Raw genomic sequence first — 14,560 nt, 5'->3', positions numbered from 1 at the left:
GCCATGCTTCGGATGTATAGCTTGATGCTGGCGTTGACCCTGGGCCTGACCGGCTGCGCGTCCTGGTTCGAAGACGACGCGCCGCCCCCCCACGTTTCCCTGGTCAAGGTCGAAGTGGTGCGGGCCAAGCTGCTGGAACAGAAATTCAAGCTGTACTTTCGCGTGGACAACCGCGACGACGCCGACCTGACCGTGCGCGGCCTGGTCTACAAGGTCAGCCTGGGCAATCTGGTGTTGACCGAAGGCGAGTCCAACGAGTGGCTGACCGTACCGCCACGCGGTCATAAATTCTTCAAGGTCTCGGTGCGCACCAACCTCTGGCCACAGGTGCGTGAGGTAGTGCAGATGCTGAAAAATCCCGAGCGGCCCGTGCCTTATCGTTTAGAGGGCGAACTGAAAACCGGATTATTCATCGGTAATGACGTGCAGGTGGCACACAATGGCGAGATAATCCCCGGCGATTTTATTCCGGAGCAACATCGATGACACAGCAACCCCATGTCCATGGTCCTGACTGCAACCACGATCATGATCATCATGATCACGACCACGGCCATGTCCACGGCCCGAACTGCGGCCACGCTCATCAAGAGCCGGTGCGCAATGCGTTGAAGGACGTAGGCCGCAACGATCCTTGCCCGTGCGGCAGCGAAAAGAAATTCAAGAAGTGCCACGGCGCTTAAACCGTACTGAAGATCAAAATGCCGGCGGGCCCCCGCCCCAGCCTTGATCCTAGGTTGCATGCGATCAAATGTGGGAGCGGGCTTGCTCGCGAATGCGTTCCGTCAGTTGATACAGACACTGACTGATACACTGCTTTCGCGAGCAAGCCCGCCCACACAGTTCTGCGCCTGACTCAAGTTCTAATGCTTAACCCAAAACTCCCGCTTGCGTCGTTTCGCCGCGCTCACTAACGTAGCGCCTTTACTGACGCTACCCCCCCGCAGGAGCTTTGCCATGGCCTCGCCAGCCCTCTTACATTTTCTTCCCCGGTTCGGCGTTGCCGCGGCAGTGGTCAGTGCCTTGGGCCTGGCCGGTTGCCAGCTCCAGAACACCCAGGACACCCTGCCGCCCGTTGCCGGCGTGCAGCCAATCAAGGGCCTGGCACAGAATGTGTCGGTGCGCCGCAATGCCCAAGGCATGCCGCTGATCGAAAGCAACACCTTCCACGACGCTCTGTTCAGCCTCGGTTACGTGCACGCCAGCGACCGCATCACCCAGATGGTCACCCTGCGCCTGCTGGCCCAGGGCCGTCTGGCGGAAATGTCGGGGCCGCAAGTGCTGAACGTCGACCGTTTTATGCGGGCGGTCAACCTCAAGAAAAGCGCTGGCGAGTTGTACAACGCTTCATCGCCGCGCCTCAAACGCTTCTTTGAAGTGTATGCCCGAGGCGTCAACGCCTACCTGTTCCGTTATCGCGACAAGTTGCCGACGGACCTGGCCCAGAGCGGCTACAAGCCCGAGTACTGGAAGCCGGAAGATTCGGCGCTGCTGTTCTGCCTGCTCAACTTCAGCCAGTCGAGCAATCTGCAGGAGGAGCTTTCGTCCCTGGTGCTGGCGCAGAAGGTCGGCGTCGATAAACTGGCCTGGCTCACCCCAAGCGCACCGGACGAACCCGTCCCGCTGGCCGAAGCCGACAAGCTCAAAGGCGTCAATCTGAACCAGATCACCGGCCTCGCCGGGCTGGAGACGGTGGGGCAGCAATTGCGCGGCCTCAATGCCCTGGGCGTCACCACCTCAAGCAACTGGGCCATTGGCCCACAACGCAGCCGCAGCGGCAAAAGCCTGTTGGCCAACGATATCGCCGCGCAGCCACAAGCACCGACGCCGTGGAACTACGTGCAGATTCGTGCGCCCAAATACCAGGCCGTCGGTGCTTCGATTGCCGGCCTGCCGACCCTGCTGGCGGGTTTCAACGGCAAAGTGGCGTGGAGCATGAGCGCGGTCAAGGGCGACACCCAGGACCTGTTCCTGGAGAAGGTCAAACGCCAGGGCAGTGCGCTGTACTACGAGAACAACGGCAAATGGCTGCCGGCCGGCGTGCGCAACGAAACCTTCTTCATCAAGGGCCAGCGCTCGATTCGCGAAGTGGTGTACGAAACCCGCCACGGCGCTCTGCTCAACAGCAGCCAGGCGCTCACCAGCGGTCTTGGCCTGGCCTTGCAAACCGCCGACTTCAAGGACGACAAGAGCCTGGATGCGTTCTTCGACCTGTCCCGCGCACAAAACGCCGGCAAGGCCTCGGATGCTACCCGCGAGATTCGCGCCATCGCCCTGAACATGATCTTCGCCGACGCCAGCAACATCGGCTGGCAGGTCACAGGCCGTTTCCCCAACCGCCGCGAAGGCGAAGGCCTGTTGCCATCGCCGGGCTGGGACACGCGCTTTGACTGGGACGGCTACGCCGACGCGATGCTGCACCCGTACGATCAGGACCCGGCCCAAGGCTGGATCGGCACCGCCAACCAGCGTACCGCGCCGCGTGGCTACGGCATGCAACTGTCCAACGCCTGGGATGCACCGGAGCGCAGCGAGCGCCTGGCGCAACTGGCCAACGCCGGCAAGCATGACAGCCGCAGCCTGATCGCCATGCAATACGACCAGACCACCCTCTTCGCCGCCAAGCTCAAGAACATGTTCCAGGCACCCGGCATGGCCCAGCCGCTCAAGCAGGCCATCGAGGCCCTGCCGACAGCGGAACGTGCCAAGGCCCGCGAAGCACTGGAGCGCCTGATGACCTTCGATGGTCGGCTGGCAACCACCTCGGCTGACGCGGCAATCTACGAACTGTTCCTGCAGGAAAGCGCCCGGCAGATCTTCCTCGACAAACTCGGCCCGGAAAACAGCGCCAGTTGGAAAGCCTTCGTCAGCAACGCCAGCCTGTCCTACTCGGCCATCGCCGACCACCTGCTGGGCCGTGAAGACAGCCCATTCTGGGATGACACGCGTACACCGCAAAAAGAAGACAAACCCGCGATCCTGGCTCGCACCCTGGCCGCCGCCATCACTACTGGCGACAGCCAACTGGGCGCCGACCACAAGGCCTGGCAGTGGGGCAAGCTGCACAGCACCACCTGGAAAAATACCAGCGGCCAGGTCATCCGCGGCCCCTTTGCCAGCGGTGGCGACCACAATACCTTGAACCCGGCGCCGTATAGCTGGGGCCAGGATTTCAACGCGACCCAGGTGTCGGCGCTGCGCATGATCATCGACTTCGGCCAGGCGGAACCGATGATGGGCCAGGGCGGCATCGGCCAATCCGGCAACCCGGCCAGCCCGAACTATGCCAATGGCATCGACCCGTCGCTGAAGGCGCAATACCTGAGCTTCCCGATGCAGCCGCAGAACTTTGAAAAGGTGTATGGCAAGACAAGGTTGACCCTGACGCCTGGTAAGTAACCGGGCTTCCTTGACGAAACCGGATAACGCTGTGGGAGCTGGCTTGCCTCAATGCCAGTCAGTTAAGGGCTTTTTGTAGGAGCGAGCTTGCTCGCGAAAAACTCACAGGCGCCGCTTTCATTCAGCAAGCACGCGTTATCGTTGACGATTTTCGCGAGCAAGCTCGCTCCTACAGTCGGCGATGACCGCTTGACTGACTGGCATTGTGGCTTGCCTGCGATAGCAGCCGACGGTAACCACGATGCGAAGCGAGCCGCTCTTGATCTTGCTCTTGATCTGCTTTTGATCTTGATCTTAGGCGCCCCGTTAAACCACGCTGGCCGGAATTCGACAGGGATTTGGGGGGTAAACCGGCAGGGATGCCGGTTTAGCCGCCCCGCGCCATGGATGGCGCGTGGCGGCGGCCCCCCAAATCACTGGCGGATTACGGGCACACCGAGCCTAAGCGAGGTGCCGAGTGGTGGGGCAAGAGCCTTTTTGGTTACTTTTGGGGCTCTTTTCCAAAAGTGACCCGCTGTAAAAGCGGAACCCTAAGTGGCCGTTACCGCAGAAATGGATATGTACACAGATAACAGCTTCGGCTGTCAGGCCGCCATCGCAGGCAAGCCAGCTCCCACAGTTGGATCGTCGGGTGTCAGGTAGATAGGTGTCGGCTTTCAGACCGTCATCGCAGGCAAGCCAACTCCCACCTTTGTACTACCTGCATTCAGATAGAACTTCTGCACCCAGCCCCGCCTCATAACTAACAAGCCCACCGCCCCGGCACCCCCATGGATCTTGTCATCGCCCGCCCCGAAGGCCTCTACTGCCCTGCCGGTGATTTTTATATCGACCCCTGGCGTCCAGTGGAACGTGCGGTCATCACCCACGCCCACGGCGACCACGCCCGCACCGGCAATCAACACTACCTGGCCGCCGCCCCCGGCGAAGGTATCCTGCGCTGGCGCCTGGGCCAGGACATTAACCTGCAAACCCTGGCCTACGGTGAACGGTTGGTGCATCACGGGGTGACCTTGAGTTTCCATCCCGCCGGGCATGTACTGGGCTCGGCCCAGGTACGCCTGGAATACCAGGGCGAGGTCTGGGTGGCGTCCGGCGACTACAAGGTCGAACCCGATGGTACCTGCGCGCCCTTCGAACCGGTGCGTTGCCACACCTTTATCACCGAATCCACCTTCGGCCTGCCGATTTACCGCTGGCAGCCCCAGGCGCAGATTTTTGCCGGGATCAATGACTGGTGGCAGGCCAATATCGCCAGCGGCAAAGCCAGCGTGTTGTTCTGCTACTCCTTCGGCAAGGCCCAACGCATCCTCCATGGGCTGGACGCCAGCATCGGCCCGATCCTCAGCCACGGCGCGGTCGAACCGTTGAACCGGGTGTATCGCGAAGCGGGCATCTACATCCCCGAGACGCTGTATGCCGGCGACTTCAAAAAGACCGACCCACTGCTGCGCCAAGCCCTGATCATCGCCCCGCCCTCCGCTGGAGGCAGTACCTGGATGCGTCGCTTTGGCGACTACAGCGACGCCTTCGCCAGCGGCTGGATGCGCCTGCGCGGTACCAGACGGCGGCGCGGCGTGGACCGTGGCTTCGTGCTCTCGGACCACGCTGACTGGCCGGGCCTGTTATGGGCCATCGTACAAACCGGGGCACAACGGGTGATGGTCACCCATGGTTCGGTCGGTGTGTTGGTACGCCACCTGCGGGAGAAGGGCTTGGATGCCCAAGGCTTCAGCACCGAATACGGCGATGACGAAGAAGAGGCCACGGCATGAAAGCCTTCGCTGAGCTGTACGCTAACCTCGACGCCACCACTTCCAGCAATGCCAAGCTCGCCGCCCTGCAGGCCTACTTTCTGCAGGCGCCGCCAGCAGATGCCGCTTGGGCCGTTTACTTTCTTAGCGGCGGGAGGCCACGACAGCTGGTGCCGACGCGCCTGCTACGGGACATGGCCACCGAAGCGGCCGGTATCGAACCCTGGCTGTTCGAAGAGAGCTACCAGTCCGTAGGTGACCTGGCCGAGACCATCTCACTGCTCCTGCCAGAATCCACCTACACATCCGAAGACGGCCTGGCCGTGTGGCTGGAAGAAAAACTGCTGCCCCTGCGCGGTCTGCCACCCTTGGACCTTGCAGACCGGCTGCCGGCGCTGTGGGCGCAACTGGACCAACCGAGCCTGATGGTGTGCATCAAATTGATCACCGGCAGCTTCCGGGTCGGGGTATCCAAACTGCTGGTGACCCGCGCCCTCGCCGCCATGGCCGATCTCGACAGCAAACGCGTGGCGCAGCGGCTAGTGGGCTACACCGATTTGTCGAACCGTCCCACAGCCGAGGGCTATCTCAAGCTGATCGCCGCCGAATCGTCTGACGAGCACGCACAACGTGGCGGGCAACCCTATCCGTTTTTTCTGGCTCACGGGCTGGCGCAACCGGTGGAGCAATTCGACACGCTGCTCGGTTCACCCGCCGATTGGCAGGTGGAATGGAAGTTTGATGGCATTCGCGCACAACTGGTCAAGCGCGAGGGACGCCTGTGGGTCTGGTCTCGCGGTGAAGAGTTGCTGACTGAACGCTTCCCTGAACTCCACAGCCTGGTCAGTGGCCTGCCCGACGGTACGGTGATCGATGGCGAAATCGTGGTGTGGAAAGACTCGGTGCAACCCTTCGCGCTGCTGCAACAGCGCATTGGCCGCAAGACCCTGAGTAAAAAAGTCCTTGAGGATGCGCCAGTGGCCGTGCTCGCCTACGACTTGCTGGAGTATCAGGGCGACGACTGGCGCAACCACATCCAGGCCGAACGTCGCACCCAATTGGAACAGGTGATCGCTACGTGCAACCAACCGGTCTTATTGCCTTCGCCGTTGCTGGAAGGCAAAACCTGGGCAGCCTTGGCCGAGCAGCGCGAAGCCTCTCGCAGCCTGGGCGTGGAAGGCATGATGCTCAAGGATCGCAACGGCCTCTACGGCGTGGGCCGCACCAAGGACATGGGCCTGTGGTGGAAATGGAAGGTCGACCCCTTCAGCGTCGACGCCGTGTTGATCTACGCCCAGCGCGGCCATGGCCGGCGCGCCAGCCTCTACAGCGACTACACCTTCGCGGTATGGGACGGCCCACCGGGAAGCGAGCGCACACTGGTGCCGTTCGCCAAGGCGTATTCCGGGCTGACCGACGAGGAAATGCGCAAGGTCGACGCCATTGTGCGCAAAACCACGGTGGAGAAGTTCGGCCCGGTCAGCAGCGTGACGCCCAGCATGGTGTTTGAGTTGGGTTTTGAAGGGATTGCCCTGTCCAAGCGGCACAAGAGCGGGATTGCGGTGCGGTTTCCGCGGATGCTGCGCTGGCGCCAGGACAAGGCGGTGGATGAAGCGGACAACCTGGCCACGCTACAAGACTTGCTGACTTGACATAGCCCGCTCCCACATGCCTGGTCTACCTTTGACCCGAAATAGTGCGCTCATTTGCTGACGCCCATTTTTGGGCGCCGCCTACACTTGGAACTGCCTTATCCCATCGTTTAAAAAGCCCATCCGGAACTATGGTGCAGAAATTGCTACTTGTGATGGGTCTGACACCGTTCAGTAACAGTCCTAATCGCGCCACAAGCGCTTATCTTGGTTTCCAGGGATTACATAATGAAAAAAGCATTGCTGACCCTTTCTGCACTGGCTCTGTGCATGGCTGCTGGTGTTGCTACAGCCAAGGAATACAAGGAACTGCGTTTTGGTGTCGACCCTTCCTACGCACCGTTCGAATCCAAGGCCGCCGACGGCAGCCTGGTGGGCTTCGATATCGACCTGGGCAATGCGATCTGCGCGGAGCTGAAGGTCAAGTGCAAGTGGGTCGAAAGTGACTTCGACGGCATGATCCCTGGCCTGAAAGCCAATAAATTCGATGGCGTGATCTCGTCGATGACCGTGACCCCAGTGCGCGAGAAGGCCATCGACTTCTCCTCTGAGCTGTTCTCCGGCCCGACTTCGCTGGTGTTCAAGAAAGGCGCTGGCTATTCGACGCCAGAATCTCTCAAGGGCAAATCCGTGGGTTACGAGCAAGGCACCATCCAGGAAGCCTACGCCAAGGCCGTACTGGATAAAGCCGGGGTGACCACCAAGGCTTACGCCAACCAGGACCAGGTGTACGCCGACCTGACCTCCGGGCGCCTTGACGCTTCCGTGCAGGACATGCTCCAAGCCGAACTGGGCTTTCTCAAGTCGCCAGCCGGTGCTGGCTATGAAGTGAGCGCAGCTATCGACGACCCACTGCTGCCGTCGAAAACCGCTATCGGTATCAAAAAAGGTAACACTGAACTCAAGGCGCTTTTGGATAAAGGTATCAAAGCGTTACACGATGATGGCACCTACGCCACTATCCAGAAGAAACACTTTGGCGATCTGAACCTGTACAGCGGCAAATAATGCCTGGGGCGCCCTGCTTCGGGTGGGGCGCTTTTTTATCGCCATAGGTCCTGATTTATGTTCGAAGATCTGTTGCAAACCCTCGGGCTGAGCGCATTCAGCTTGAAGGGTTTCGGCCCGCTGTTGCTGCAAGGCACCTGGATGACCATCAAGTTGTCGGTGCTGTCCCTGGCCGTCAGCGTATTGCTGGGCCTGCTCGGCGCCAGCGCCAAACTGTCCAGCCTGGCCATTGTGCGTATCCCCGCCCAGCTCTATACCACTCTGATTCGCGGTGTGCCGGACCTGGTGCTGATGCTGTTGATTTTCTACAGCCTGCAAACCTGGCTCAGTGGCTTTACCGACTTTATGGAATGGGAATACATCGAGATCGACCCGTTCAGCGCCGGGGTGATCACCCTGGGCTTTATCTACGGTGCGTATTTCACCGAAACCTTTCGCGGTGCGATCCTCGCCGTGCCCCGCGGCCAACTCGAAGCCGCCACCGCTTACGGGCTCAAGCGCGGGCAGCGGTTTCGCTACGTGACCTTCCCGCAGATGATGCGCTTTGCGCTGCCGGGCATCGGCAATAACTGGATGGTGATGCTCAAGGCCACCGCACTGGTGTCGATCATCGGCCTCGCAGACTTGGTAAAAGCCGCCCAGGACGCTGGCAAGAGCACCTATCAACTGTTTTATTTCCTGGTGCTGGCGGCGCTGATCTACCTGTTGATCACCAGCGCCTCCAACTTTGTCTTGCGCCGACTTGAACGTCGCTACTCCGCAGGCGCCCGGGAGGCAGTGCGATGATCGAGCTATTGCAGGAATACTGGCGCCCTTTTCTTTACAGCGACGGCCAGCACATCACCGGCCTGGCCATGACCTTGTGGCTGCTCAGCGCCTCATTGGTCATCGGTTTTCTGGTGTCGATTCCACTGTCCATCGCCCGCGTTTCGCGCAAGCGCATGGTGCGTTGGCCCGTGCAGTTCTACACCTACCTGTTTCGTGGCACTCCGCTCTATATCCAATTGCTGATCTGCTACACCGGCATCTACAGCCTTGCCGCCGTACGAGCACAACCGGTGCTGGATGCGTTCTTTCGCGACGCGATGAACTGCACCCTGCTCGCCTTCGCCCTCAACACTTGCGCCTACACCACGGAGATTTTCGCCGGGGCAATCCGCAGCATGGCCCACGGCGAAGTCGAGGCGGCCAAGGCTTACGGCCTCAGTGGCTGGAAGCTGTACGCCTACGTGATCATGCCTTCCGCGTTGCGACGCTCGTTGCCCTACTACAGCAACGAAGTGATCCTGATGCTGCATTCGACCACCGTGGCCTTTACCGCGACGATCCCGGACATCCTCAAAGTGGCGCGGGATGCCAACTCTGCCACCTTCATGACCTTCCAGTCATTTGGCATTGCCGCACTGATCTACCTGACGGTGACCTTTGCCCTGGTCGGCCTGTTTCGCCTGGCGGAACGTCGTTGGCTGGCCTTTCTCGGGCCTAGCCACTAAGGAGCTTGCATGCACCATCAGCTACATGACCTGATCGCACCGGTACCTGGCACGGCGCGGCAGATCCACAGTTTTCACTTCGGCCCGCAGCAGCCCGAAGGCAAGGTGTACATCCAGTCCTCCCTGCATGCCGATGAATTGCCAGGCATGCTGGTGGCCTGGCATTTAAAGGCGCGCCTGGCAGAACTTGAAGCGACCGGGCGCTTGCGCAGCGAAATCGTGCTGGTGCCCGTCGCCAACCCGGTGGGCCTGGAACAGGTATTGATGGATATCCCCTTGGGCCGCTACGAACTGGAAAGCGGGCAGAACTTCAATCGCCTGTTTGTCGACCTCAGCGAAGACGTCGGTAACCAGGTCGAAGACCTGCTGGGCGATGATCCCCAGCGCAATGCCCAATTGATCCGCAGCGCACTGTCCCGCGCCCTGGCCGCGCACACCGCCCAGACCCAGTTGCACTCCCAACGCCTGGTGCTGCAACGCCTGGCCTGTGATGCCGACGTGGTGCTGGACCTGCATTGCGACTTCGAAGCCGTGGCGCACCTGTACACCACGCCCGAAGCCTGGCCACAGGTAGAACCGTTGGCGCGCTACCTGGGCTCGGAGGCCAACCTGTTGGCCACCGATTCCGGTGGGCAGTCTTTTGACGAGTGTTTCACCCTGCTGTGGTGGCAGTTGCAGCAACGCTTCGGCGAACGCTACCCGATCCCCATGGGCAGCTTGTCGGTGACCGTCGAGCTGCGTGGCCAGGGCGATGTCAACCACGGCCTCGCCGCGCTGGACTGCCAGGCCATCATTGATTATTTGATCCACTTCGGCGCCATTCGCGGCGATGCAGCCCCCTTGCCTGCCCTGGCCTACCCGGCTACGCCGTTGGCGGCGGTGGAGCCAGTGACGACTACGGTGGGTGGCTTGCTCGTGTTCAGCGCCCTGCCGGGGGAATACCTGGAGGCGGGGCAATTGGTCGCTGAAATCATCGACCCCATTACCGACCGCGTGACGCCTGTGCACTGCCAGCACGCCGGGCTGCTTTACGCCCGTTCGCTACGCCGCATGGCCACGGCCGGCATGGTGATCTGCCATGTTGCCGGCACACAGGCCTACCGCAGCGGTTATCTACTTTCGCCTTGAGGATGCATGCCACATGTACAAACTGACCGTTGAAGGCCTGCACAAAAGCTATGGCGACAATCAAGTGCTCAAAGGTGTGTCGCTCAAGGCCAAGACCGGGGATGTGATCAGCCTGATCGGCGCCAGTGGCTCAGGCAAGAGTACCTTCCTGCGCTGTATCAACTTTTTGGAAACCCCCAACGATGGCGCCATGACCCTGGACGGCCAGGCGATTCGCATGGTCAGCGACCGCCATGGCATGCGCGTAGCCGACGACGCCGAGTTGCAACGCTTGCGCACGCGGCTGGCGATGGTGTTCCAGCACTTCAATTTGTGGAGCCACATGAGCGTGCTGGAAAACATCACCATGGCCCCGCGCCGCGTGCTGGGTTGCAGTAAAAAGGACGCCGAAGACCGTGCCCGCCGCTACCTGGACAAAGTCGGGCTGCCGGCGCGCGTGGCTGATCAATACCCGGCGTTCCTCTCCGGCGGCCAGCAGCAGCGTGTCGCCATCGCCCGCGCCCTGGCCATGGAGCCGGAGGTGATGCTGTTCGATGAACCCACGTCTGCGCTGGACCCGGAGTTGGTGGGCGAAGTTTTGAAGGTGATCCAGGGCCTGGCCGAGGAAGGCCGCACCATGATTATGGTGACCCACGAGATGAGCTTTGCGCGCAAGGTTTCAAGCCAGGTGCTGTTCCTGCATCAGGGTCTGGTGGAGGAGCAGGGCTTGCCGGAGGATGTGCTGGGCAATCCGAAAAGCGAACGCCTGCAACAGTTTCTGAGTGGCAATTTGAAGTAGGAGCGAGCTTGCTGTGGCGAGGGAGCTTGCTCCCGCTGGGGCGCGAAGCGGCCCCCGCTCTTTGCTCAAAAAGACTGGGACTGTTACGCAGTCCAGCGGGAGCATGCTCCCTCGCCACAGGGCAGCGCTTCTGCTTGACTGAATGGCATTAGGCAGTTGAACGTCGGCGCTGCCTCAGGGGTCTTTGAACTAACCCCTCCAGAGCGTCCGCTGCCGAATGGCAAAAACCCACGATTTCGCCAAGCAATGGTTTGCCACCCAAGGCTGGAAGCCATTCGCCTTTCAGAAAGAGGTATGGGCCGCGGTCAAGGCCGGCCAATCAGGGTTACTGCATGCCAGCACCGGGGCGGGTAAAACCTATGCCCTGTGGTTTGCCGCCCTCAATCGTTTCGCCATTACCCGCCCGCCCGTCACAGGCAAACGCAAACCGCCTGCCGAGCCGCTGACCGTCCTGTGGATCACGCCGATGCGCGCCCTGGCCGCCGACTCCGCACGTGCCCTGCAAGCCCCGCTGGAGGCCCTGCAGATTCCCTGGAGTGTAGGCCTGCGCACCGGTGACACCAGCAGCAGTGAACGCGCGCGCCAGACCCGTCGCCAACCCACCGCTCTGGTCACCACTCCGGAAAGCCTGACCCTGATGCTGGCCCGTGCCGACAGTGAAACCAGCCTGGCGCACCTGCGCATGGTCATCGTGGATGAATGGCACGAACTGATCGGCAATAAGCGCGGCGTGCAGTTGCAACTGGCACTGGCACGCTTGCGGCGCTGGCATCCTGAGTTGATGGTGTGGGGTATTTCCGCGACGCTGGGTAATCAGGCCCACGCTTTGGAGGTACTGGTCCCACAGGGCGGCGGCATCAATGTACAGGGGCAAACGGCCAAGGCACTGAAGGTCGACACCTTGCTGCCGCCCGTCACCGAGCGCTTTCCCTGGGCCGGGCATATCGGCTTGAAGATGTTGCCGCAAGTGGTCGCCGAGGTAGAGGCCAGCAGCAGTTGCCTGGTATTTACCAACACCCGCGCGCAATCCGAGATCTGGTACCAGGCGATTCTGGACGCCCGTCCGGACTGGGCCGGTTTGATTGCCCTGCACCATGGCTCGTTATCGCGCGAAACCCGCGACTGGGTGGAGCGCGCCCTGAAAGACGGACAGCTCAAGGCAGTGGTGTGCACCTCCAGCCTGGACCTGGGCGTGGACTTCCTGCCGGTGGAACGGGTGCTGCAAATCGGCTCCGCCAAGGGCATAGCGCGGTTGATGCAACGCGCCGGGCGTTCCGGCCACGCGCCAGGGCGGCCCTCACGGGTAACGCTGGTGCCAACCCACAGCCTGGAGCTGGTGGAAGCCGCAGCCGCCCAGGATGCGATCGCCCAACGGCGCATCGAAGCGCGGGAATCACCTTACAAGCCGCTGGATGTGCTGGTCCAACACTTGGTCAGCATGGCCTTGGGCGGCGGGTTTACTCCGGCGGCACTGTTGGACGAAGTGCGCGGCGCCTGGGCCTATCGCGACCTCACCGAAGCGGATTGGGCCTGGGCCCTGGGGTTTGTGCGCCATGGTGGCCTGTCACTCACCGCTTATCCGGATTACCGCCGGGTGGAGCCCGATGAGCACGGCATCTGGCGTGTTCCGGATGCCCGCCTGGCACGCCGCCACCGCATGAGCGTGGGCACCATCGTCAGTGATGCCAGTATCCAGCTCAAGTTCTGGAGCAAGGGCGGCGGCGGCAAGAACCTGGGCAGTGTCGAGGAAGGCTTTATTGCAAGGCTCAAGCCGGGGGATGGGTTTCTGTTCGCCGGGCGCTTGCTGGAACTGGTGCGTGTGGAAAACATGACCGCCTATGTGCGCCGCAGCAACGTGAAAAAAGCCGCCGTGCCACGCTGGAATGGCGGGCGCATGCCCCTTTCCAACGAACTGGCCCAGGCGGTGGTCGAGCGTTTTGATGCCGCCGCGCATGGGCACTTCGACGGCCCAGAGATGAAGGCGGTGCAACCGTTGCTGCACACCCAATTGCGCTGGTCCGGGCTGCCGACCCGCGAGCATTTGCTGGCTGAAACCCTGCGGTCGCGGGAGGGCTGGCACTTGTTTTTGTATCCGTTCGCTGGCCGCCAAGTACACCTGGGCTTGGCCAGTTTGCTGGCGTGGCGGGTCAGCCAGCAGCAGCCGCTGACCTTTTCGATTGCGGTGAATGATTATGGCCTGGAGCTGTTGAGCGCCACCGAGGTGCAGTGGCCCCAATTGTTGAATACTCGGTTGCTGAGCCCCCAAGGCCTGCTGGCTGACGTAATTGCCAGCCTCAATGCCGGTGAACTGGCCCTGCGCCGCTTTCGCGAGATTGCGCGAATCGCCGGGCTGGTATTTGCCGGGTATCCCGGCGCGCCAAAAAGCACGCGACAAGTGCAGGCTTCCAGTGGTTTGTTCTTTGAAGTGTTCAAGCAATATGACCCACAAAATCTGCTGCTGGCCCAGGCTGGGGAAGAAGTGCTGCAAGACGAGCTGGATATTCGCCGGCTGGAACAGACGCTGAATCATCTGTCGACATTGAAGCTGGACTTGCACAGGATCCAGCGGCCCACGCCCCTGGCCTTTCCGCTGCTGGTAGAACGGATGCGCGAAAGCATGAGCTCGGAAAAACTCTCGGAGCGCATCGCGCGGATGGTCAAGGACCTGGAAAAAGTCGCCGACAAAGGGCAAGGCTGATGCATTACCCACTGACGGTTGAAGGCGAAGAACTCTGGCTATTGCCGGACAAGGCCGTGTATTGGCCCGCACGCCGATGCCTGCTGATTGCCGATGCGCATTTTGGCAAGGCTTCGGCCTATCGCAGCCTGGGACAACCGGTGCCGCAGGGCACGACTACGGCCAACCTGGAACGCCTGGACAAGCTGTTATCGGCCCTGCCGTGCGCGCAGTTGATCTTTCTCGGTGATTTCCTCCACGGTCCCGGCTCTCATGCCAGCGGCACCCTGAACGCAATCAGGGCCTGGCGTGAGCGCAATCGGACATTGGCCTTGACCTTGATTCGCGGCAATCACGACAAAAGCGCCGGCGACCCACCGTTGGATCTGGGCATCGAGGTGATCCCCGAGCCCCTGCTGATGGGCCCTTTCGCCTTGCAACATGAGCCAGACGCCCACGCCAGCCATCATGTACTGGCGGGGCATGTGCATCCGGTGTACCACTTGCGCGGCAAAGGGCGCCAGCGGCTACGCCTGCCGTGCTTCCAGATCGGCACTCAGATTAGCCTGCTGCCAGCCTTCGGCGCGTTTACAGGGGGTTATGCCGTGGAGCAGGCCCAGGACCAGCGAATCTTTGTGATTGGCGATCATCAGGTCTGGCCGATTCAATGA

General features: G+C 61.4%; 12 protein-coding genes. All 12 read left to right on the top strand.

All coding sequences use genetic code 11. The annotated features are described in order from the left end of the window. The first annotated feature begins 3 nt into the window (after positions 1-3). The 12 genes from APH41_RS05525 to pdeM all read left to right on the top strand — a co-directional run bounded on the left by APH41_RS05525 (position 4) and on the right by pdeM (position 14,560). On the top strand, positions 4-486 hold the full coding sequence (locus APH41_RS05525; RefSeq protein WP_054917893.1) for an LEA type 2 family protein: 483 nt from the start codon (positions 4-6) through the stop codon (positions 484-486). Beyond that, positions 483-683: an SEC-C metal-binding domain-containing protein gene (locus APH41_RS27910; RefSeq protein ID WP_003189235.1), complete on the top strand. Its 201-nt coding sequence runs from the start codon at positions 483-485 to the stop codon at positions 681-683. The genes APH41_RS05525 and APH41_RS27910 overlap by 4 nt, the downstream gene beginning before the upstream one ends. A 274-nt stretch (positions 684-957) precedes the next feature. Further along, positions 958-3,399 carry a penicillin acylase family protein gene (locus APH41_RS05520; protein WP_054917892.1) on the top strand — a complete coding sequence of 814 codons (2,442 nt, stop codon included), beginning with the start codon at positions 958-960 and terminating at the stop codon, positions 3,397-3,399. 770 nt (positions 3,400-4,169) lie between these two features. Continuing rightward, positions 4,170-5,174: a ligase-associated DNA damage response exonuclease gene (locus APH41_RS05515; protein ID WP_054917889.1), complete on the top strand. Its 1,005-nt coding sequence runs from the start codon at positions 4,170-4,172 to the stop codon at positions 5,172-5,174. Then, positions 5,171-6,805: an ATP-dependent DNA ligase gene (locus tag APH41_RS05510; protein WP_054917886.1), complete on the top strand. Its 1,635-nt coding sequence runs from the start codon at positions 5,171-5,173 to the stop codon at positions 6,803-6,805. The genes APH41_RS05515 and APH41_RS05510 overlap by 4 nt, the downstream gene beginning before the upstream one ends. A 228-nt stretch (positions 6,806-7,033) precedes the next feature. Beyond that, positions 7,034-7,813 carry a transporter substrate-binding domain-containing protein gene (locus tag APH41_RS05505; protein ID WP_014717255.1) on the top strand — a complete coding sequence of 260 codons (780 nt, stop codon included), beginning with the start codon at positions 7,034-7,036 and terminating at the stop codon, positions 7,811-7,813. Positions 7,814-7,870: 57 nt separating this feature from the next. Then, positions 7,871-8,599 carry an ABC transporter permease gene (locus tag APH41_RS05500; protein WP_003189227.1) on the top strand — a complete coding sequence of 243 codons (729 nt, stop codon included), beginning with the start codon at positions 7,871-7,873 and terminating at the stop codon, positions 8,597-8,599. Further along, positions 8,596-9,306 (top strand): ABC transporter permease, encoded by a 711-nt coding sequence (locus APH41_RS05495; protein WP_054917884.1) that lies wholly within the window; start codon positions 8,596-8,598, stop codon positions 9,304-9,306. Before APH41_RS05500 ends, APH41_RS05495 begins: the two co-directional genes overlap by 4 nt. 9 nt (positions 9,307-9,315) lie before the next feature. After that, positions 9,316-10,434 carry a succinylglutamate desuccinylase/aspartoacylase family protein gene (locus tag APH41_RS05490; protein WP_054917882.1) on the top strand — a complete coding sequence of 373 codons (1,119 nt, stop codon included), beginning with the start codon at positions 9,316-9,318 and terminating at the stop codon, positions 10,432-10,434. A 13-nt stretch (positions 10,435-10,447) separates the two neighbouring features. Beyond that, positions 10,448-11,212 (top strand): ABC transporter ATP-binding protein, encoded by a 765-nt coding sequence (locus APH41_RS05485; protein WP_034126849.1) that lies wholly within the window; start codon positions 10,448-10,450, stop codon positions 11,210-11,212. A gap of 217 nt (positions 11,213-11,429) precedes the next feature. Then, positions 11,430-13,910, top strand: coding sequence for a ligase-associated DNA damage response DEXH box helicase (locus tag APH41_RS05480; protein WP_054917879.1), 2,481 nt, complete (start codon positions 11,430-11,432; stop codon positions 13,908-13,910). Next, positions 13,910-14,560, top strand: coding sequence for a ligase-associated DNA damage response endonuclease PdeM (gene pdeM / locus APH41_RS05475; RefSeq protein ID WP_054917875.1), 651 nt, complete (start codon positions 13,910-13,912; stop codon positions 14,558-14,560). The genes APH41_RS05480 and pdeM overlap by 1 nt, the downstream gene beginning before the upstream one ends.

The organism is Pseudomonas sp. NBRC 111138 (assembly GCF_001320835.1).
GTDB classification, from domain to species: domain Bacteria; phylum Pseudomonadota; class Gammaproteobacteria; order Pseudomonadales; family Pseudomonadaceae; genus Aquipseudomonas; species Aquipseudomonas paracarnis.
Note: the sequence above shows the minus strand (reverse complement) of the source record. Positions and strands in the feature narration are given on the sequence as shown.

What these genes read in the sequence shown, in the direction of transcription:
- APH41_RS05525 (WP_054917893.1), top strand. Translation starts at nt 4, where the DNA reads ATGCTTCGGATGTATAGCTTGATGCTGGCGTTGACCCTGGGCCTGACC.
- APH41_RS27910 (WP_003189235.1), top strand. Translation starts at nt 483, where the DNA reads ATGACACAGCAACCCCATGTCCATGGTCCTGACTGCAACCACGATCAT.
- APH41_RS05520 (WP_054917892.1), top strand. Translation starts at nt 958, where the DNA reads ATGGCCTCGCCAGCCCTCTTACATTTTCTTCCCCGGTTCGGCGTTGCC.
- APH41_RS05515 (WP_054917889.1), top strand. Translation starts at nt 4,170, where the DNA reads ATGGATCTTGTCATCGCCCGCCCCGAAGGCCTCTACTGCCCTGCCGGT.
- APH41_RS05510 (WP_054917886.1), top strand. Translation starts at nt 5,171, where the DNA reads ATGAAAGCCTTCGCTGAGCTGTACGCTAACCTCGACGCCACCACTTCC.
- APH41_RS05505 (WP_014717255.1), top strand. Translation starts at nt 7,034, where the DNA reads ATGAAAAAAGCATTGCTGACCCTTTCTGCACTGGCTCTGTGCATGGCT.
- APH41_RS05500 (WP_003189227.1), top strand. Translation starts at nt 7,871, where the DNA reads ATGTTCGAAGATCTGTTGCAAACCCTCGGGCTGAGCGCATTCAGCTTG.
- APH41_RS05495 (WP_054917884.1), top strand. Translation starts at nt 8,596, where the DNA reads ATGATCGAGCTATTGCAGGAATACTGGCGCCCTTTTCTTTACAGCGAC.
- APH41_RS05490 (WP_054917882.1), top strand. Translation starts at nt 9,316, where the DNA reads ATGCACCATCAGCTACATGACCTGATCGCACCGGTACCTGGCACGGCG.
- APH41_RS05485 (WP_034126849.1), top strand. Translation starts at nt 10,448, where the DNA reads ATGTACAAACTGACCGTTGAAGGCCTGCACAAAAGCTATGGCGACAAT.
- APH41_RS05480 (WP_054917879.1), top strand. Translation starts at nt 11,430, where the DNA reads ATGGCAAAAACCCACGATTTCGCCAAGCAATGGTTTGCCACCCAAGGC.
- pdeM (WP_054917875.1), top strand. Translation starts at nt 13,910, where the DNA reads ATGCATTACCCACTGACGGTTGAAGGCGAAGAACTCTGGCTATTGCCG.